13 protein-coding genes are annotated in these 18,910 nt (G+C 66.7%); 6 read left to right on the top strand and 7 right to left on the bottom strand.

All coding sequences use genetic code 11. The features are described 5' to 3' along the window. Window positions 1-26: 26 nt before the first annotated feature. The 4 genes from BSF38_RS01015 to BSF38_RS00995 all read left to right on the top strand — a co-directional run bounded on the left by BSF38_RS01015 (window position 27) and on the right by BSF38_RS00995 (window position 3,612). The gene (locus tag BSF38_RS01015) at window positions 27-1,142 is read left to right on the top strand and encodes a Gfo/Idh/MocA family protein (RefSeq protein WP_076343061.1); all 1,116 of its coding nucleotides are present in this window, start codon (window positions 27-29) and stop codon (window positions 1,140-1,142) included. Between the two features lie 151 nt (window positions 1,143-1,293). Then, window positions 1,294-1,671 (top strand): type II toxin-antitoxin system VapC family toxin, encoded by a 378-nt coding sequence (locus BSF38_RS01010; RefSeq protein WP_076343060.1) that lies wholly within the window; start codon window positions 1,294-1,296, stop codon window positions 1,669-1,671. Between the two features lie 161 nt (window positions 1,672-1,832). Then, entirely contained in the window at window positions 1,833-2,078 is a 246-nt protein-coding gene (locus BSF38_RS01005; protein WP_076343059.1) for a hypothetical protein, read from the top strand. Window positions 2,079-2,103: 25 nt separating this feature from the next. Continuing rightward, window positions 2,104-3,612, top strand: coding sequence for a lipase family protein (locus BSF38_RS00995; protein ID WP_145951913.1), 1,509 nt, complete (start codon window positions 2,104-2,106; stop codon window positions 3,610-3,612). 291 nt (window positions 3,613-3,903) lie between these two features. Here BSF38_RS00995 and BSF38_RS00990 read toward each other — a convergent pair whose 3' ends face one another. Next, window positions 3,904-5,271 (bottom strand): DUF1501 domain-containing protein, encoded by a 1,368-nt coding sequence (locus BSF38_RS00990; protein ID WP_076343056.1) that lies wholly within the window; start codon window positions 5,269-5,271, stop codon window positions 3,904-3,906. 88 nt (window positions 5,272-5,359) lie between these two features. Beyond that, window positions 5,360-7,711 carry a hypothetical protein gene (locus tag BSF38_RS00985; RefSeq protein ID WP_076343055.1) on the bottom strand — a complete coding sequence of 784 codons (2,352 nt, stop codon included), beginning with the start codon at window positions 7,709-7,711 and terminating at the stop codon, window positions 5,360-5,362. 1,033 nt (window positions 7,712-8,744) lie between these two features. Between BSF38_RS00985 and BSF38_RS00980 the strand changes: the two genes are divergently transcribed. Together BSF38_RS00980 and BSF38_RS00975 are read left to right on the top strand one after the other, a co-directional pair. Continuing rightward, the gene (locus BSF38_RS00980) at window positions 8,745-11,033 is read left to right on the top strand and encodes a CRTAC1 family protein (RefSeq protein ID WP_076343054.1); all 2,289 of its coding nucleotides are present in this window, start codon (window positions 8,745-8,747) and stop codon (window positions 11,031-11,033) included. Window positions 11,034-11,173: 140 nt separating this feature from the next. Next, window positions 11,174-12,814: a dipeptidase gene (locus tag BSF38_RS00975; protein ID WP_076343053.1), complete on the top strand. Its 1,641-nt coding sequence runs from the start codon at window positions 11,174-11,176 to the stop codon at window positions 12,812-12,814. A gap of 207 nt (window positions 12,815-13,021) precedes the next feature. Here the strand turns inward: BSF38_RS00975 and BSF38_RS00970 are convergent, their stop codons facing one another. The 5 genes from BSF38_RS00970 to BSF38_RS00950 all read right to left on the bottom strand — a co-directional run bounded on the left by BSF38_RS00970 (window position 13,022) and on the right by BSF38_RS00950 (window position 18,633). Next, window positions 13,022-14,038 carry an LLM class flavin-dependent oxidoreductase gene (locus BSF38_RS00970; RefSeq protein ID WP_076343052.1) on the bottom strand — a complete coding sequence of 339 codons (1,017 nt, stop codon included), beginning with the start codon at window positions 14,036-14,038 and terminating at the stop codon, window positions 13,022-13,024. Continuing rightward, complete coding sequence (locus tag BSF38_RS00965; RefSeq protein ID WP_076343051.1) at window positions 14,035-15,342, bottom strand: MFS transporter; 1,308 nt, start codon at window positions 15,340-15,342, stop codon at window positions 14,035-14,037. Before BSF38_RS00965 ends, BSF38_RS00970 begins: the two co-directional genes overlap by 4 nt. Window positions 15,343-15,449: 107 nt before the next feature. Next, on the bottom strand, window positions 15,450-17,000 hold the full coding sequence (locus BSF38_RS00960) for an Ig-like domain-containing protein (RefSeq protein WP_076343050.1): 1,551 nt from the start codon (window positions 16,998-17,000) through the stop codon (window positions 15,450-15,452). Between the two features lie 250 nt (window positions 17,001-17,250). After that, entirely contained in the window at window positions 17,251-17,646 is a 396-nt protein-coding gene (locus tag BSF38_RS00955; protein ID WP_076343049.1) for a lipid-A-disaccharide synthase N-terminal domain-containing protein, read from the bottom strand. Window positions 17,647-17,718: 72 nt separating this feature from the next. Next, window positions 17,719-18,633, bottom strand: coding sequence for a glycosyltransferase family 2 protein (locus BSF38_RS00950; protein ID WP_237170685.1), 915 nt, complete (start codon window positions 18,631-18,633; stop codon window positions 17,719-17,721). Window positions 18,634-18,910 lie beyond the last annotated feature (277 nt).

Genomic DNA, 18,910 nt, shown 5'->3' with positions numbered 1-18,910 from the left:
GGGCCGTGCCGGCCGGAGAACACGCGATGACGAGCATTCCGAGACGAACCTTCCTGGGCGCGGCCGCCGGCGCCATCACCTCGGCGCCCCTGCTGGCGGCCGGGTCGCGCGGCGCGAACGATACGCTGAACGTCGGCCTCATCGGCGTGGGGAGCCGGGGCTCGGCCCTGCTCCAGAACCTCTTGCAGATCCCCGGCGTGGCCGTCCGCGCCATCTGCGACGTCGACGCCGAGCACCTGGAACGCGGGCTCAAGACCGTCGAGAACGCCGGCCAGAAGCGGCCCGAAGGAACCACCGACGGGACGTGGAAGGAAATCCTCGCAAAGCCCGGCCTCGACGCGATCGTCAGCGCCATCCCGGTCGACCTGCACGCGCGCTGCTATCTCGACGTGATCGCGGCCGGAAAGGACCTCTACGGCGAGAAGCCGATGTGCCTGACCCGGGCCGACCTCGACGCCGTGGTGAAGGCGACGCATGAGAGCAAGCAGATCGTCCAGATCGGCCACCAGCGCCGGGCCGATCCTCACTTCATCGAGCCGATCGCCGCCGTGCACCACGGCGAGATCGGCGACCTCGTCGAGGGCCGCATCCTCTGGTCCAATTCCTGGGGGCCGTTGTTCGGCTGGTTCGGCCAGCGGAAGCGGTCGGGCGACTGGATCGTCGAGCAGGCCGTGCACAACTGGGACGTGCTCAACTGGGCCGTCAACGCCCAGCCCGTGCGCGCCATGGCGATGGGCCGCGACGACCTGTTCCGCGACCGCCAGCCGGATCGCGACGTCCACGACTACTACTCGGGCGTCGTCGAGTATCCCGGCAACGTGTTCGTGAACATCATTCATAGCTGGGTCGCGCCGAACAAGTTCAACGAAGAGTACACCCGGCTGATCGGCCTCAAGGGGGGCGTCGACTTCAACTCGGGCACCTTCTCCTACCGGCCCGACTCGAAGAAGCCCGACCAGAAGCTGGGGGGCCCCGAAACGAACAACACGCTGCTCTCGCTCCGGTCCTTCGTCAACTCGGTGCGCACCCGCAGCGAGCCGGTCTGCACGGTCGAGCACGGCCGTGCGGCGGTGCTCGCCTGCCTCCTGGTCCGCGCGTCGGTCGACGCCAAGGCGGCCGTGACCATGGACCAGGTCTCCTAGCCGTAGTCCCTGGGTGGCACGGGTTCGTACGCGACCCCGTGGACGATTACCGCGGCCTATCCCCCGGGTTCGGACGAGCCGAACCCGGGCCACCCATCAGCCAGCCCTTTGGGATCGGACTTCCGGAGGCGTTCGGGATGGGACCGGCGAAGTGACGCTGCTCCTCGACCCCCACGCCTTCCTCTGGTGGCTCGACGACCCGAGTCTGCTCTCGAAGCCCGCGAGGAAAGCCATCGGCGACGGCAAGAACACCGTCTACGTCAGCGCCGCCGTCGTCTGGGAAATCTCCATCAAGAAGGCGTTGGGCAAGCTCGACGCCCCCGACGACATCGAAGCGGCGATGACGGCCAACCGCTTCCTGCCGCTCGCCGTGACGATTCCCCACGCCCTGGCCGTGCAATCCCTGCCCGACGTCCACCGCGACCCGTTCGACCGCCTCATCATCGCCCAGGCGAGGCACGAGGGATTCAAGCTCGTCAGCCGCGACCCGAACGTGCCCCTCTACGGCGTGCCCCACATCGTCGCCTGACCGGGCGTTCGGCCCGCCCACTTTATGACCCCGAAACAAAGGCTGAGGGACGACCGATCGAACGCCCTCCGACGGCCGAAACGCCGGGGGTTTGGGGCCATAAGACACATTATGTCGCCAAACATCGTGGTGCCCGACATTCAGTGCCGCGACTCTGTATCATGCATGGCATTGCCTTGCTGTTCAAAGAAATCGCTGAGCTGAAACGCAACCGTCCGATGAAGGTTGCGGTGGTGAAGCTCATCGAGCGGTATGTGAGCGGCCTGGGCCTCGATCCCAACATGCTCAGGGTCACGGCTCTGGACACCGCTCGTGAGCGAGGATCGGATATCATTGACCTGAAGGACTTTGCCGGCCGCTCGCGTGATTGGCTCAGCAAGAGCCCAGCCTACTTGCTTAAATATTGACGCCTCGATTCCGGGGTAGGGCCGCATGTCTCGCCATCCGTACTACATCCTCGAAGATATCTTGAAGCATGCCCGTCACTTCCTTGGAAGCGAAACGATGCTCGTTGAACGCCTGCCAGGACCCTACCCCTTCTTTCAACCGCTCTGCCAAATCGAGGGGGGGCTGGCTTCGAATGGTCATTGGCTCAATCATTTCTATCTCGAATACAAAGACCGACTCTCTCAACTTCCAGCCCATCCTTTCTCTATAGGCCTTCGCCGAGAGATCGACCGGCTGCCCGATATGGTTGGGAGGCGATTTCAAAACTGGGGTTGGACCTACGCTCTGACCACCGATGGTCTGCAAGAGATTCGCGACCGCCTGAAGGCCCACAGAGAAGCCACCTATTTTCCGCTACTCGATGCGGCCTTTTCTTGGCGACTGGGAATAAACGTGGCAAAGCACGACGGGGCCGACAAGCTGGCGGACGAGGCAGAAATGCTCGGCATCAAGCCAACGATGACTGCCGAGGAAGGCGAGAAAGTGATCTGGGATCGGCACCGGATTTGGTTCGTGACTCCGGCCTTGGCGGAGAAGGCCCCAATTCTGTCTCTCGAAGAGCATGCTCAACTCGTCGAGGTGGTCGATGAGTTGGTGAGACAATTTCGTCTTTTGGAATCGCCGGAGAGTCACGGCAACGGCGACGCTCAGCCGGTCGCGACGGCACAAGTCGTTCCTCACTACCAGCGACCGGAGGGCCCGGCCGATGAAACCTACGCCCCCGACACAATCCCGTCCTCGTCCGGCGTGGACGGAAATCATGTAGTTCTTTTGATTCACGGGATTAGGACTCAGGCCGACTGGGGACCGATGGTGCGGTCGAAGCTCGAAATTGCCGGCCGTATTGAGGTCATCCCTATCAAGTACGGCTACTTTGACGTCCTACGATTCTGGTTCCCCATTTGGACACGCCGCAGACCAGTTGAACATGTTAAAACGCAGATGCGAGTGGCCCTCCAGAGGTCTCGAAAGACCCACCCCGAGGCCAAACTGTCGATCATTGCCCACAGCTTTGGGACGTACGTCATCGGCGAGATCCTCCAGCAAGGCTTCGACCTCAAGGTCCACCGACTAATCCTTTGCGGATGCGTCCTGCCGGAGGTTTATCCCTGGCACCAGCTACAGGGGCGTGTCAACGGCGAGGTGGTCAACGAATGCGGGAAGGCTGACATCTGGCCTGTGCTGGCGAAGTCCTTGAGTTGGGGCTACGGAGCCTCGGGGACGCACGGTTTCGGGGCAGTCCTGGTCAACGACCGCTTCCATGCGGGGGGGCACGGACAGTATTTCGAGCCTGAGTTCGTGGAGAAGTATTGGGAACCGCTCATCAAGAGAGGTGAATATCAGGGGACCGACTTTGAGAAGAAGATGCCGCCAACGCCGTGGTGGGTGTCGGTGTTGGGAAACTTGCCACTAAGATGGGTCATGATTGGACTTCTGTTCTTGGCTATTGCCCTGACGGTATTTGTTGCTGCCAAGGCATTCTTGATCAATTAGTTCGATTCTTCAGTTGCAGTAGTCGGGGTTCCTAAGGTTGTCCAACCTTCGTTTGAGACGATGGATCAGGACTTATGCGACGGCCTCTTGGGCAGGCATGCGCAACACGCAGATTCGTTCAATTTCCACACCTGCGCACATAAATCGCATTATCAGTCGCGTCCACCGTCGGCCGTGGTGTTCTTCCGCCGGAGGCGGCGGCGGGATCTTCTGATTCGGATTGCGAAGTGAGGCGCGCAAGGCTCCTCGCCCGGCCGTCTTTTCCCGAGGCTGATTCCTTCGCGTCTCGCCTCAGACCAATTCGGCGATCGGCTCGGATTCGGGGGTGAGGATGGTGACGGGGCGGTTGGCCTTGTCGCGGAGGAAGGCGCGGGGGTCGATGCCGAGGTTGTGGTAGACGGTGGCGAGGACGTCGCGGAAGTGGATGGGGCGGGTCACGGCCGAGCCGCCGAGTTTGTCGGTCGAGCCGATCACCTGGCCGACCTTCATGCCGCCGCCGGAGAGGATCGCCGAATTGACGCGCGCCCAGTGGTCGCGGCCGGCGTCCTTGTTGATCTTCGGGGTCCGGCCGAACTCGCCCCAGACGACGACGGTGACGTCCTGGTCCAGGCCCTTCGCGTAGATGTCCTCGACGAGCGCCGAGACCCCTTGATCGAAAAGGGGCATCACTTGGCGGAGGTGGCCGAAATTGTTGCCGTGGGTGTCCCAGAAGCCGTAGCCGAGCGTCACGCACCGCGCGCCGGCTTCGACCAGGCGGCGGGCGATCAGGAGCTGGTCGTTCCACATCGGGGCGCCGTCGCCCAGGTGCTTCGACGAGCCGATCCCGTAGCGGTCGCGGAGCCGGGGGTCCTCGCGCTCGATGTCCAGGGCCCGGGCCAGCTTGTCGGAGGTCAACAGGTCGAAGGCCTGCTGGTAGAAGCCGTTCATTCCCTCGACCGAAGCGTTGTCGACGGACCGGCGAAAGCCGTCGAACTGGCCGAGCAGGTCGTGACGTCCCGAGAACCGCTCGGGGGCCACGCCCGACGGGGGCCGCAAGAGCGCCAGGTCGTCGCCTTCCATCCGCGCGCCTTTGAACGTCTGGCCCAGGATGCCCGGCCCCGGCGTGTTGTACGGCCGGTGCTGCATGACCGGCGAGAGGTCGATGAACGGCGGGACCACCGGGTCGACGGGGCCTTGCACCCGCGAGACGACCGAGCCGAAATGCGGCTTGCCCTCGCGCTGGGAAATCCCCATCGGGAAGCCGGTCATGCTCTGGAAGCTCGAATGCTCGTCGATCTGGCCGATCAGCGACCGAATGATCGCCAGCTTGTCCATGACGGCGGCCGTCCGGGGGAGCAGCTCGCCGACGTGGACGCCCGGCAGCTTGGTCGCGATCGGCTTGAACTCGCCGCGAATCCCGTCGGGCGCGTCGGGCTTCAGGTCCACCGTGTCCTGGTGGGCCAGGCCTCCGGTGAGATAGACCATGATGACCGACTTGTGCCGCTTCGTCGTCGCGCCGGCGCCGCCGCTCCGGCTGTTCGACCCGGCGAACGCCTGAGCTTCCAGCAGGCCGGGCAGATTCAGGCCCCCCATGGCCAGGCCGCCGACCCGGATGAACGACCGGCGCGACATGCCGTCGCAATACCGCTTCGCGCCGCCCGGTCCCCAGAGAGTCAACATCGTCCGCGCACTCCATCCACGGTCTTTTGGATTCTATTCAACAATAATCTAACACCCGACGCCGGGCCTGGCAAGGTTGGGTGTTCGTTCACGGCTTTTCGGCGGCCAGGTCGGCGAGGATCTTCTGGAAGTCGTCGCGCGAGCGGAGCGGGTCGAGGGCGGGGTCGGTCCGGTAGACGTCGAGTTGGTTGAAGCCCTTGGCGACGGCCTGGCGGAGCGCGACGACGGCCCGGTCGGCGTACAGCCGACGGCGGAGCTTGTCGGCCGCGCTTAGCTTCTCGTCGTCGTCGGGGGGCGGCGAGCCGTCCTTGGCCCCGACCAGCGAGAGGGCCAGCGACAGCGTGGAAGCGAGGTTGTACTGGCTCGTCGCATCCAGGTCGGGCCGGCCTTCCAGCAGGTCCACGGCGCGCTGGAACGACTGGATCGCGTCGGCGTACTTGCCCGACTGGGCCAGCACGCGGCCGATCAACTGATGGACCGTGGACAGCTCGATCGGGTAGGAGGGGTTTTTAGGCTGTTCGATCAGCAGACGGTCGAGCGCGCCCCGGGCCTTCCGCGCGGCCTCCAGGGCCGGGGTGAATGCGCCCTGGTTGCGGAGCAGTTCGCCGACGACGTTGTAGGCCGCCGCCAGCTCTTCCTGATACACGAGGTCGGTCGGGTGGCGCGCGGTCAGGGATTCGAGAATCGCGGTCGCCCGGGTGGCGTGGCCGGCCGCCTCCCGCGTTGCGTCGACCGACCGCTCCACGTTGGCCAGATCGATGAGCCGCTGGGCCGTCTCGAACGCGAGCCGCGGCGGCGCATCGGCGGCGCCCGCCTCGGGCGCTTCGTTCAGAACCTCGATCGCGCGCTCGAGAGCCGCCCGAGCGCCGCTCCGGCCGGATTCTCGCCGGGCGTCGACGCGGGCCATGAACCCATAAGCCGACGCAAGCGCCAGGCGGGCGTCGAGATCGTGGGGGTTCTCCCAGACCAGCTCCTCTTGCAGGCGGATCGACCGGCGCAGGAGGTCGTTCGCGGGCCCCGGGCGATCGCGGCGGTCGTGGATGTCGGCTTCGTCGCGGAGCAGCCGCGCCAGCTCGCGGCGCAGCGGCCGGGCGTCGGGGTGGGCGTCGACGACCGGGGTCAACAGGCTCCGGGCCGACTCGAAGGCCGCCAGCGCCTCGTCGGGCTGGGAGTCGGTTTTGCCTCCCGCGTCGAGCGACCGCCCCAGCTCGGCTTGAACCTTCGCCAGCCGCTCGCGATAGGCGTCCTCGGCGGGACTCGCGGCGATCAGGCGACGCCACAGGTCGCTCGCCTCGCGCAACCGCGCCTCGGCCTCCTTCTTCAGACCCATCGCGCGGGCGATCATCGCCGATCGGGTGCGCGCCTCGGCGACGTCGGCGGCCGCGTCGGGCTCGGCGCTGTTCGCCGTGTTGAAATCCTCGTAGTAGCGCGCGACGCCGTCGAGCAAGTCGCGGCGCAGGCCCGCGACGTCCTCCGAATCCCTCGGACGATCCTCGGCGAGTCGCATGTAAACGTCGTGCACCGACGCGCGCGCCGACAGATACAGCCGCTCGGCCCGATCGCGCTCGCGCCGAGCCGTCGAGACCGCCCGAACGCCCAGCGCGCCGGCGACGACGATGGCCGCGATCAGCGACGCCCCCACGACTCCCACCCATCGGCGCCGCTGGAGAAACTTGCCGACGCGGTAAAGCTCGGAAGGGGCGTGCGCCCGCGCCGGCAGCCCCTGAAAGTAGCAATCGAGGTCGTCGGCCAGCGCGTCGGCCGACGCGTACCGCCGCTCGGGCTCTTTGTGCAGGGCCTTGAGCGCGATCAGGTCGAGGTCGCCCGCCAGCGCGGCGCGGAGCTTCTGACGCGTCGTCGAGCGCGCCCCTGCGGCGGCGTCGCCGGTCTCGTCGGGTCGCCCGCTCGTCCGCGCGACGGCCGCGCTCGGCCGCTCGGCCGACTCTTCGCTGATCGCCTTGGCCAGCGCGTCGGGATCGCCGACGTCGACCTGATACGGATAGCGCCCTGTCAGTAACTCGTAGAACACGACCCCCAGCGCGTAGACGTCGGAGGCGGTCGTCGCCGGCTCGCCGAGCACCTGCTCGGGGCTCGTGCACGGCTCGATCGAAACGGCTTCGCCCGGATCATCGGCCGACGAAGCGACGATGACGCCCGTCCCCTCGGCCGTCGCCCGCAGCCGCGACGGGCTCAGGTCGCCAAAGATCGTCCCCCGCTGATGCGCGCCGTGAACCGCGCGGCATAGCGACTGGAAGACCCGAAGCCGGGCGTGAAGGTCGAGGGCCGATCGGTCGCAGTAAGCCACGACCGGTTCGTACTCCGTTTCGTCGGCCGCGTCGAGGTCCGGTGGCGACGACTGGGAAATCGCGTCAAGGGCGACGGCCTCCAGCTCGCCGGGCGGAACGTTCACGGGATCGCTGTCGGCCTCGGCCTCGATCATAAAACCACCACGCTCCAGACGGTTCGAAACAGACGCACCGGCACGCCCCTTCATGCTACGGCCGCGACTGAACCGGCCGAAAGACGTCTCTGCGATTCTCGTCGCCGCCTCCACGGCGGCGGTCGGGTCGAGCCTCATTCAAGGCCGGAAGCCCTTGATCTATCGAAGATGCCATGTATTATCACTATCGTTGTAATTTCTGTGTGCGCCGATTCGGCTGATGGTCGACGTCACCGAGCCGACATGAGCATCCGATCCCCCCAACGCACGATGCGGTTGGCTCCCGGTGCGATCTTCGCACTGCTGGGGATTTGCGCATTTGCGCCGTCGTCGGCCCGGGCGGGTTGCAACAATCACGTCCGCATCGCCGGGCAATCCCGATTGCTGGGGATGGACTCGTTCACCGACATGGTCGTCGGGACATTGGACGAGGGGCATCGCCCGTCGGGGCCTGGCGACGCCCCGCCTTGCTCGGGTCCGTTGTGCTCCGACGGATCGCGCGTCCCCCTTTCCCCCCTCTCGGTCTCCTCCGTGCGGCATCACGAACTCTGGTGCAACACGGCGGCCCCGCCGCCTGGAAACAGCCCGGAGCCATCCGCGGCCCAGGTGGAACGCACATCTCTCTATCGCCTCCGACGTCAGACCGACGTCGACCGCCCTCCGCGCCCACTCCCCGCCTGACCTCACAGCCTGTGCGCCTGCGCCGCGCTCGATCGCGACCGGCCCGACTGCGCCCGACGTCGTCCACCGCCCCTGCGCGGTCGTCGTCGAGCCGTCGACGTCGTCGCGAGCGTTCGCCCGCGACCTCCCGGGCCGCGTGATCCGTCGACCGTCGCCTTGACCCGACCGCCGTCGATGGAACGCGCGCCGCTCCGGCTCAAGCCGCCTCGCGCACCGGCCCGCCACCCCCAAGGCTGGACGTTCGACCGCCGCGCCGTCCTCTTCGCCAGAGGCGCGCGAGCGCAAAGGATCGCTCCACGCCCCTATCTTTTCATATCATCAATCTCTGACATCGATTTACGAGGATTATCTTATGGTGGAACCGAAACGCTCGCGACGCCGCTTGGGAAGCGTCGCGATTCTCGTCTTCGGCCTGGTCGCCGCCTCCGCGGCGGGGATCGGGACGAGCTTGATCAAAAAGTGGACGGCGCCGACGCCTTCGCGTCTGCGTCCGCTCACCTACGCGAAGCGGCAGCCGATGGACGCCAGCGGCTTCGCCGTCCTCGCCGGCGCGGTCCAACCCTGGTCGCCGACCGCCACGCTGGACGAGGTCCGCACCGCCTGGACCGACGCCGCCAAGCGGTTCGACCGGTCCCTCGTCCTCAAGGAGGCCGCGGGGCTGATCCCTCAACAGGCCAAGATCCCCTTGCTTCTCACCCGGGCGTCGCTCGTCCTTTCCGACGGCGAGGCGGTCGCGGGTTACGACATCCTGAAACGGGCTCGCGCGATCGCCGAAGCCGAAGACCACCTGGCCGCGACGTTCCTTCCGAGCATCGTCTACTTCCAGGCGGTCGCGGCGTTGCGGCGGGGCGAGAACGACAACTGCATCATGTGCCGCGGCGAAAGCTCGTGCATCCTCCCCATCTCCAAAGCCGCGCAGCATCTCTACCCTCAGGGGTCGACCACAGCCATCCGACACTTCACCGAGTACCTCGAAAGGTTCCCCGACGACCTCGAAGCCCGATGGCTCCTCAACGTCGCCCACATGACCCTCGGCGAATATCCCGACAAGGTCGATCCTCGGTTCCTGGTGACGATGGACGCGTACGCCCATTCCGAGTTCGACATCGGCCGGTTCCGCGACGTCGGCCACAAGGTCGGCGTCAACCGATTGAACCAGGCCGGCGGCGCGATCATGGAGGACTTCGACGGCGACGGCCTGCTCGACCTCGTCGTCACCGCGTTCGACCCGCTCGAATCCATGGCCTTTTATCACAACGACGGCCAGGGGGGATTCGACGACCGCACCGCCGAGGCCGGCGTGAAAGGCCAGCTCGGCGGCCTCTTTTGCGTCCAGGCCGATTACGACAACGACGGCCTGATGGACCTCTACGTCCCCCGCGGCGCCTGGATCAGCCGACCGATCCGGCCGTCGCTGCTGCGGAACCAGGGGGGCGGCGTCTTCGCCGACGTCACCGAGAAGGCCGGCCTGCTCGACCCGATTAATTCCAACTCCGCATGCTGGGCCGACTACGACAACGACGGCCACGTCGACCTGTTCGTCTGCGGCGAACGCCAGTACAACCGCCTCTACCACAACAAAGGGAATGGGACCTTCGAAGAGGTGGGATTAACCGCGGGACTCCAAAGCGCATGGCGGCCCATGTGCAAGGGGGCCACGTGGGTCGACTACGACAACGACGGCGACCCCGACCTGTTCCTCAACTACCTTAGCGGCATGGCCGTGCTCTACCGCAACGACGGCAAGGGGGGCTTCACCGACGCCAGCATGGAGATGGGCATCGACGGACCGCTGACCGGCTTCTCGTGCTGGGCGTTCGATTACGACAACGACGGCTGGATCGATATCTTCGCCACCAGCTACGACCGCACGCTCCGCGACGTCGTCAAGGGACTCATGGGCAAGCCCCACGAACGGACGTCGAACAAGCTGTACCACAACATCGGCGGCGAGCGGTTCGTCGACGAAACCAAGAGCGCCGGGCTCGACCTGTGCTTCGCCGCGATGGGGAGCAACTTCGCCGACTTCGACAACGACGGCTACCTCGACTTCTACCTCGGAACCGGAGAGCCGAGTTACGGAACGCTGATCCCCAACCGGATGTTCAAGAACGTCGAGGGCCGACGGTTCGCCGAGATCACCGCCTCCTCGGGCACCGGACTCCTCCAGAAAGGCCACGCCGTGGCCTGCGGCGACTTCGACCGCGACGGCGACGTCGACATCTTCGCCCAGACCGGCGGCGCCGTGAACGGCGACAAATACCACAACGTCCTGTTCGAGAACCCCGGCCAGGGGCGGAAGTCGCTGACGCTCCGGCTCGTCGGCTCCAAAACCAACCGCGCGGCGATCGGCGCCAGGATCAAGGTGACGATCGCCGGCCCCAAGCCGCTGACCGTGCATCGGGACGTCACCTCGGGCAGCAGCTTCGGGGCCAACACCCTGGAGCAGACCATCGGCCTGGCCGACGCTTCCACCGCCGCCGTGATCGAGGTCTACTGGCCCACCAGCAAGACCACCCAGGTCTTCAAGGACGTTGCCGCCGGCCAGGTGATCGAAATCACCGAGTTCGCGTCCGACTATCGGAAGATCGGCGTCAACCGAACCGCCGCCGGCAAGGCGGACGTCGCACTCAAGAAGTAAGCCACGCGAGGCCGTGCGCTCGCCCCTTCCGCCGGGCGCACGGCATTGTGTCGACGGTCGCGACGTTTTATCCTCGAACCGGGGGAATCCCCGCCAGGGAGTCACGTCCGCGCTTGCTTGATTCGAAGGAAGGCACCTCGATGAACAGACCGCCGGTTCTCCTCCATGCGCTTCTCGCCGCCGCGCTGGCGACAGCCGCCGCGACGGCCCAGGCGTGCACCAGCATCGTCGTCACCCGGGGCGCGTCGCGCGACGGCTCGGTCATGGTCACGTACTCGGCCGACGCCCCGTTCATGCCCCGCCTGCTGCGGATCGCCGGAGGGACCCACGCGCCCGGGACGATGGTCGACGTCCGCGGCTGGGAAGACAACGAGGACCGGGGCAAGATCCCCCAGGCCGAGCGGACCTACACCGTCGTCGGGCTTGTGAACGAGCATCAGCTCTCGCTCGGCGAGACGACCACCGGCGGCCGTCCCGAACTCAAGAACCGCAAGGGCCAGCTCGACTACGACGCCCTGATGGTCCTGGTCCTCCAGCGCGCCAAGACGGCCCGCGAGGCGATCACCCTGGTCGACTCGCTCTGCCGCGAGTACGGCTTCGGCAGCTCGGGCGAGACGTTCTCGATCGCCGACAAGAACGAAGCCTGGATCATGGAGCTGATCGGCAAGGGGCCGGACGTCAAGGGGATCGTCTGGGTCGCCGCGAAGGTCCCCGACGGCTGCATCACGGCCCACGCCAACCTGAGCCGGATCACCACGTTCCCGCTCAACGACCCCGACAACTGGCTCTATTCGCCCGACGTCGTCACGTTCGCGATCGAGAAGGGCTACTACAAGACCGACTCCGGCAAGCCGTTCAACTACCGCGACGCCTACCACCCGAGCCAGTCGGCCTCCGTCCGCCGCGCCTGCGCCGGCCGCGTCTGGAGCATCTACCGCCGCTCGGCCCCGAGCCAGAACTTCTCCGACGCCTATTACCGGGGCGCCGAGAACGTCGAGGACTACCCGCTGTTCATCAAGCCCGACCAGCAGCTCGGCCTCCACGACGTGATGGGCCTGATGCGCGACCACTTCGAGGGCACGCCCTACGACATGACCAAGGGACCCGACGCCGGCCCCTATTGCAGCCCGATGCGACTCCGCGACTTGGCCTTCAAGGTCGACGGCAAGAACTACATGTGGGAGCGGCCGATCTCGACCCAGCAGTCGGGCTTCGTCATCGTCAACCAGAGCCGCCAGAACCTCCCCGACGCCGTCGGCGGCCTGACCTGGTTCACCCCCGACGAGGCCTCGACCTCCTGCTTCACGCCGTTCTACTGCGCCATCGACGCCCTGCCGGCCCCGTACACGACGGGAACCTATGACAAGTTCTCATGGGAATCGGCGTGGTGGGTGACGAACCTGGTCTCGAACCTGACCTACGACCGCTGGTCGCGCGTCTATCCCGACGTCCAGAAGGCCCAGGCCGACCAGGAAGCCGCGCTGCTCAAGATGCAGCCGGTGATCGAGGAAACCGCCGCCAAGCTCGCCGCCGCCGACCCGGCCCTCGCGCAGTCGTTCCTCACCAACTACTCGGTCTCGACCGCCGAGGCCGTCTTCCGCCGCTGGCAAGACCTCGCCCATTCGATCTTGACCCGGAACGTCGACGGCTACACCAAAGACGCCAACGGCCACCCCAAAGCCGCCGGCTACTCCGAAGAATGGCTCCGCCACGTCGTCGAGTCGCGTCCCGACCAATTCAAACTCCCCGAGACCAAGAAGCCCGTCGAGACCGACCATTGAGCATTTTGCGGCCGGGTTGCAGACCGGCCGGAGCCGAATCCCCTTGCGGGTGAAGCTGCCGCGCAGCGGCGGATGAGGGGTGTTCGATCGCCTTGGCCTTCGACGAATCCCTATGAGGGTCAACCCCTCATCCGGCCTTCGGCCACCTTCTCCCGCAAGGGGAGAAGGCATGCTCACGACAGCCTATCAACACAGACGCAAGCCGTGCTATGGCGATGGGGCCGGACGCTCCAGCATCGGCCCGACGTCTTCCATCAGGCGGCGAAGGCTGTCGAGGGTCTGTTCGTGCGACAGGCCCGCCCAGCGGACCTCGACGTTGGCGACGTCGTAGGGGGACTGGGCGTGCAGTTCGAGGAGGCGGCGGGCGACCGTCTCGGGGCCGCCGACGAGGAAGTTGATCGGGTGGCCGCAGAGTTCCGACGGGTCGGTCGGCTCGGGGGTGCCGGCGGGGATCTTCCCTTCCTGCCGGAATCGTCGCCAGATGGTCCGGAGCGCCGGCTCCGCGAGGTCGAACGCCGTGCGGTCGTCAGGGCCGACGAACACCGGCCGGTTGGCGGCGATCAGGCCCGCGCCGCCGGCCTCGCGGTAGGCGGCGGAATACTGTCGGTATTGCTCGGGGGTTCGCAGGTGGGAGAACATCATATTGAATCGTAAGCGACCGGCGATCCGGGCCGACCCCTCGCTGTTGACGGCGACCCAGCAGCGATCCGGCAGGTCCACTGCGGGAACCGGCAGGGCGCGGTGCGGCGGCACGTCGAAGAAGCGCGGAGAAACCTCGGACCAATCGCCGCTCCAGGCCGCGCGGATGACCTGCAACGCCTCGGTGAACCGAGCCTGACGCGTCGGGTCGTCGGTCAGGTCGGCGCCGAACAGGCGGGATTCCTCGGGCGTGCTGCCGCTCCCGAAGCCGAAGGCCGTCCGGCCGCCCGTCAGCACGTCCGCCACCGCCACCTGCTCGGCGACGTCCAGCGGATGGTGCAGGTTGAGGCAGATGATCGCGGTCCCCAGGCGGATCGACCGGGTCTGGCCGGCCAGGTGCAAGGCGAAGAGCAGGGGCGTGGGCAAGTGTCCGGCGTGCGCGTGGGCGTGGTGCTCGGTGAACCAGGCGAAGCGCGCGCCGAGTCGGTCGGCCAGGCGAGCCAGCTCGGCCACCTCGTCGAAGATCGCCGCCGACGGCCGGTCCGTCGGTCCTTCGAGATGGTCGGTGATCCCGATCGTGATCATTCCGCGGCCTTTTCGGGAGGATGGAAGAAGACGGCCAGAAGGATCGCGGCCACCAGCGAGATGCCGAACGGCACGAGGAACAGGTGGTGGTAGTCGACGACCTTGACGACCTTGCCGCCGACGGTCGTGGTCGTCGCGAAGACCTCGCCCAGCCAGCCCCAGAGGAAGCCGGAGGCGAACTGCGAGATCCCCAGGATCTGCAAGTTGAACAGGCTCTGGGCGCTCGACCGGATGTCGCTGGGGAAATGCTCGTCGACGTAGATGTAGACCGTCGCGAAGAAGCAGGCGTAGGCGAACCCGTGCACGACGTTGACGGCGATCACCGGCCAGAGCAGGTCGCGGTCGCCGATCGCGTAGACGCCGAACCGGACCGCCTGGCTGAGCACTCCGAACATCAGGGTCTTCCGCCAGCCGAGCTTCTTGATCAGGAAGCCGAGCATGGCCATCGCCACGACCTCCATCGTCTGCCCGATGCTCATCGCCGGCGCGATCCAGTTCTCGGGCACGCCGATCGACTGGAGGTAGCGGCTGGTCCAGAAGTAGTAGCCGTAGTGGACCAGCGAGTCGAAGAACGTGACGATGAACAAAACGAGAATGCTCGGGACCGCCAGCAGCTTGATCGCCTTGAACGGGGCGAACGACTCGCCCTTGTGGGTCGACGGCGGAGTATGCGGCAAGAACAAGCTGAAGGCCGCCAGAACGAGCGAGGCGCTCCCCGAGACGAGGAACGTGCCGGTCAACGCCCCTTCCATGGCCGGGCCCGACTTGAGGGTCGAGAGCGCCGTTCCCAGCCAGGGGAGGAACCCTCCGGCCTGTTCCATCGCGGGGACTCGCGCCCAGTCGATCGGGATGAAGATCAACGGCCAGGCCGCCGCGACCCAACCGACGCTCCCCCAGAGCCGCACGAAGCCGAACTCTTTCCGGCGGTCGTCGACATGGGCGAAGGCGATGGCGTTGGCGACCGACAGCGTCGGGACGTAGAAGAAGCAGTGGACGAGCATCAGCCCGAAGAACGGCCAGAACGTCTTCACGTAGGCCAGGCCCAGCATCGCCAGGCCGCCGATCAGGTGGCTGAGAGCCAGGAACTTCTCCTGCGAGACGTGGCGATCGGCGAGCTGACCGCCGAAGAACATCCCCGTGACCGAGGCGACGGCGAAGGCGTTGAACACCCACGCCTGCTCGAAGCCGCTGAAGTTCAGGTAGCGGCTCCCCATGTACAGGCCCAGCAGCGGCAGCCAGGCCCCTTTGATGAAGTACTCAAGGAAGAACATCACACAGAGCTTGCGGCGGTCCGTCACGATCATCTCCAGGCCACGGGGCGTGCGTCGCTTCCTCGAAGCATTCTCCCCGGGCGAGCGATCCAACGCAACCACGACTAAATCCGAGCCCGAATCGCCAACCGCGCCACTCGCTAATCCTTCCCGATCACGAATCGGCCCATCGGGGCCATGGGGACGACGGCGTACGCGGGGCGGGTGTGGAGGGCTCGCGAGTAGGCCATGACGACGGCGCGGTAGCGGCCGTCGGGCAGGGGGCGGTGGGTCGTGACAGTCCAGGTCCCGTCGTCGCCGGCCGTGGCGGTTCCCAGGAGGCCGACCTTGGTCAGGTCGCCGGTCGGGCCGACGTAGAGCCGCAACGTCGAGCCCGGCGCGGCCGTGCCGGAGAACGTGGGCTGGTCGCCGTCGATGGTCTGAACGGCTCCCCAGTTCGCCTGGCGAAGCTCCTGGACGCGGCTCGTCGGAACTTCCGGCGAGGGCGAGGCATTGACGATCCCACCTTCCAGCCGGAGCGCCTCGACCAGCGGCGCCTGGTTGTGGAGGGTCGTCGCGACGAAGTTGCGATACCAGAGCTGCACGCCGTACAGCCCCGAATGCGACGCCCCGGTCGCCGTCAAGTTGTAGTAGTGGATCGGATGGGCGCTGAGGTTGGGGACCGGCACCTGGCCCCAGAGGTTGTAGTCGCCCCCGTGGGTGTTCTTCGCCAGCGTGTGCTGGTAGAAGACCTCGGTCTCATCGACGTTGGCCGGCACGAACACGGCCGGATCGTCGGCGTCGGCCTGGAAGCTGGTGGTGACGACCCTGGCGATCGCGCCCATGATCGTGTTCGACGCGCTGAGCTGACCCGGCGAATTGTTGTTGGCGGCGTGCGGGTCGAGCATCGTGTCCTGGACGAAGCCCCTCTGCAACTGAGGCGCGGCCGACTTCGCCAGCGTCGACAGAGCCAGGCTGTTGACCATCGCCCCTTCGCTGTGGCCGATCACGTGCAGGTCGACGACCGCCGACGCGGGGAACTGCTCGGCGATGGCGTTGATCTGCCGGGCCAGCTTCGGCCCCTGCCGCGCGGCTCGCCCCGCCGTGCGGCTGTCGCTCGCCCAGTTGAACGGGAACGCCGCGTCGTAGCCCTGCCACTGCATCAGCTTCGCCGTCTGGAGGGCCCAAGGGGGAGCGTACTTCCAGCTCGTGTGGACGAGTCCGCCGTGCGACACGACCCCGATCACGTACGTGCGGAACGAGGCGGTCCGGCCCGGGTCGGTCGTCGCCCCGGCGTCGTTCGGGTTCGCGACGACCAGCACGTACGGCCTCGCCGTGTCGATCGGCAGGCCGCCGGCCACGGGGATCGTCACCTGGTGCGAGCCCGCCGCCGCGTCCGACAAGCCGGCGTCGGCCGTCCACGAGCCGAGCAAGACGTCGGAGGCGTCGAACTGCGCGTCCGCTGAACGGTAGACGCCGAACTCAAGTGGCTGCGAGGCTCCGGCCGTCGCCCCGATCTGGTACTCGACCGTCACCCCTTGCGAATCGGTCGTCGTGGCCGACAGCATCGCGACGTCCGACGCCCCGGTCAGCCCGCTCAGGACCACGCGCGGCTCCAGCACGTCGCGGACGAGCGGGCGCAGCGAAGCTCGCTCTCGTCTCGCCCGGGCCCGGCGGCGCTCTCGCAACGATCGGAAGACGCGATCAAGCATTCGGCACCTGCGCAGGGGATCGCGACGGGTCGACGGCGGGCTCGACCACACGACCCAACCAAGAACGCAACAGCGGCGCATTCCTCGCGAACCGCGGTTCCGATCCAATTACTCGGCGAGCCTCCCACGTCGATGCGTTTCGACGCCCGCCCACCGACCACAAAATGGGGCTATCGACGTGTCCGCCGCCCCGCGCTGAGCGGTTCTCAACCACGACGAAGCCGCCCCGGCAAGACGATCCGCTCGTTCGCTACATCCGCGCCGATCCGTCGGCGCGATCGTCGCGCGGCCCCCTCGTTGCAAGGGAGACTTCGTGCTCGCCGCGATCGACGGCGTGGAAATGCGGAGCGGGCGGACCAAACGCCCCCCTGGCGCGACCGGCCCGCTTCCGCCTCTTCTCCTCCAGCATCAGGTTCCGCGCGTAGACGAACAGCCCCATCGACTGGCCCACGATGATGACCGGATCGCGTCGGTGAACGGCGTAGGAGAGCAGGGCGGCCCCCCCCACAATGCTGAGCCACCAGAAGGCCGAAGGCACCACCACGGCGCGTTCCTTCTCGGAAGCCAGCCACTGCACGAGGAACCGCGCCGTGAAAAAGCCCTGACCTACAAAGCCGACCGTCAGCCAGAACGAAAAACTCGACATGAAGGGAGTACTCAAACACGAGTCGCGCGAAAGGAAGTGAGACGCTTCAACTCAACCAGGACCGCTTCGTCCTCAGGCGCGGTCTTCGGCGTATCGCCTGACGGACGTCTCCGCGCGGTGATGGTCGACGGCGGGCGACTCGGCCGAGACTACCTCATACCGCAACGGGCGACGCATCAACCACGAGACGCCCAGCAGGTCGACGACCACCCGGAACGACCGGTTCCGGAAATTGTAGTGCGAGCTTCCATGCGGCCGCGCGCGATGATTGACGGCCGACTGGACGACTCTCGCCCCTTCGCGAATCAACAACGGCCCAAGAAACCGGTGCGAGCCGTGGAACAGCGGCAGCCGTAACGCCAGCTGGCGCGGAAAGATCCGCACCGAGCACCCGGTGTCGCGGATCGACTGGCCGAGCACCGCGTTCCGAACCCGGTTCGCCCACCGGCTCACCACCCGCCGGAACCACGTATCCCGCCGCTTCACCCGCCAGCCGAGCGCGACGTCGTGCCCGGGCAGCTTCCGCCACAAGGCTTCCAGATCGGCGGGATCGTTCTGCAAGTCAGCGTCGAGTGTGGCGATCCACGCCCCTTGCGCAGCCCGAAAACCCGCCGCCGTCGCCCCCGACTGCCCGACGTTCGTCCGCAGCCTGACCTCGCGCAGCTCGGGATACGCCGCGCGCAGCCCCTCAAGGACCTCCGGCGTCCGGTCGGTCGAGCCGTCGTTGACGATCAGGATCTCGAACCCTCCCAGGCGGAACCGCCGATCCTCGCAGTCGGCGCACAGCGGCCGCAGGGCCGATGCTATCTCGCCGACGAGCTGCGGCAGGCTTTCGGCCTCGTTCCTGGCCGGAACGACCACCGACATGACCGGAAAGCCAGCGCCCGACGGGTCGACCACGGAAGGGTCGTCGCGCCGCCACGTCCGGGGACCGTCCTGTCCCCAGCCTTCAGTGAAGTGGGGTCTCCCCCCTGGAATCGGCGTCACGGCGAACCTCCCTGCTCGTCGGAAAAGCCAACCCGGATTCTCGAACCACCCTCAAACGCCCGATCGGCGGCCGGCTCCCAGCACAAACCGCCCGATCGCATCGCTTGCTTTAAGGGTCTGTTCCAAGACCCGTCATTCTGCAATGTTTCCCCAAACCGTCCATCGCAATCGCTACATGCGAACGGGTCGGCTCCGGCCGAACCGACTCTCCACCCCCGCCCCGTCGCTGTCACTCCTCATGGACAGGTGACGCCGGCTCTGCTAGATTCCCTGCCGA

This window comes from Paludisphaera borealis (genome assembly GCF_001956985.1).
Lineage (GTDB): Bacteria > Planctomycetota > Planctomycetia > Isosphaerales > Isosphaeraceae > Paludisphaera > Paludisphaera borealis.
This window is presented reverse-complemented; position numbering and strand designations above follow the sequence as displayed.